General features: G+C 74.2%; 1 protein-coding gene and 1 pseudogene. Both read right to left on the bottom strand.

The window, feature by feature from the left end; genetic code table 11:
• Positions 1-938, bottom strand: a 938-nt coding sequence (locus H5J29_RS32495; RefSeq protein ID WP_181784727.1) for a glutamate-cysteine ligase family protein, incomplete at its 3' end; no start/stop codon positions are given.
• A 37-nt stretch (positions 939-975) separates the two neighbouring features.
• A pseudogene (locus tag H5J29_RS32490) lies at positions 976-1,463 on the bottom strand (hypothetical protein); the annotation flags it as partial.

Raw genomic sequence — 1,463 nt, 5'->3', positions numbered from 1 at the left:
CGGATCGATCGAAGGAGACGCCGGTGGCTGACCTGGATGTGCCCGTACTGATCGTGGGCGGCGGCGTCGGGGACGGTGCGGCGTCCCGGGAGGGTGTCGTCGAGCACGAGGCCGGTGAGCAGGCTGAGCAGCTCGCCGTAGAGGGCGGGATCGGGGCAGGCGTCGCAGGCCTTGAACTCGATCCGGCCGACCTCGGCGGCGAGCCGGGCGGGCTGGGTGAGCGAGGGGTCGCTGCGCAGCGCGTGCGGGGAGCCCGGTTCCAGGAAGACCATCGCCGCAGGTCGGGCGCCGGTGCGCAGCGCGGTGCGGGCCGAGAGCCCGCCCCACGGGGCCCCGTCGCGCCAGGGTGAGGAGAAGGAGAAGGGCACGATCCAGGGCGAGTAGTGGGTGAGCTTCGCGCCCGCGTCGACCAGTGCGGTGCCCTCCAGCCCCGCGACGGACAGGTTCAGGTCCGGGCCGTGCGTGACCATGTGCAGGTGCGCGGTCCGCTCCTCCGGCGAGGCGGTGCGGTGGGCCTGCTCCCACACGTTGAGCGGCGGGTCGATCGGGTAGCTCGAGCGCTGCGGGTTGAAGCCGATCACCCACGGTGCCAGGCCGCGGGCGCGGGCCACCCCGTCCAGGGCCGCGGCGTCCGCGGTGAGCGCGGCCACGGCGGCCTCGACCGAGTCGTGGATGCGGGTCCGGATCTCGATCCCCTTGGGATCGCAGCGCAGCAGCTCCCCGGCCTCGCCGAACCGCTCGAAGCCCTCGACGTACCACCGCTTGCGCTTGATCCCCTGGTCGCCGATCCGCAGCTCGGGATAGTCGGCGGGGTCCTCGGGCAGGGTGTCCACGATGCCCTGCAGCTCGGCGAAGGCGGTGTTGGTGAAGTCCGCGAACGCTCCGTCCGCGCGGCGGAACGCCACCTCGTGCTCGATGCCGTACCGGACCTGCGTCACCGTCGACCTCCCGTGCGTGGCGTGCCGCCGGAGAACGCTAGCGGTGGTCGGGCGCCTGCGGAGAGTGGCGATCGGGACACCCGATCGTGCTTGACTCGGGCAGGTCCGGGTGGAGCCGGTCAGGTGAGGCGAACCTGACCGCCCCGGTCGCGGGGTTCGCCTCGACCAGCCGGGCGCGGATCGTGTCGGCCGGACGGAGGGTGCCGCTGCACCGCGCCATCACCGGCGGCTCCGGCACGAAGATCTCGCCCGGCTCCGCCCGCAGCACGATCGCGTCGAAGTCGGATCCGACCCGGTCCGCCAGGACGGCGGCCTCGGTACGGTCGGTGCAGGCCCGCGTGACGGCGCCCGCGAGCCGGTCCGAGGCCCCCATGAGCTCCGGCAGCAGGGGCAGGGCCTCGGCCAACCACCCGGGGACCTCCCGCCCCACCGCGACGGCGAGGCAGACCTCGCTGCCGAACCGGTCCGCCAGGCGTCGCAACGGGGCGGTGACGTGCGCGTACGGCGCCCCGATCCCACCGTGCC

The organism is Pseudonocardia pini (assembly GCF_013870575.1).
Taxonomy (GTDB): domain Bacteria; phylum Actinomycetota; class Actinomycetes; order Mycobacteriales; family Pseudonocardiaceae; genus Pseudonocardia; species Pseudonocardia pini.
This window is presented reverse-complemented; position numbering and strand designations above follow the sequence as displayed.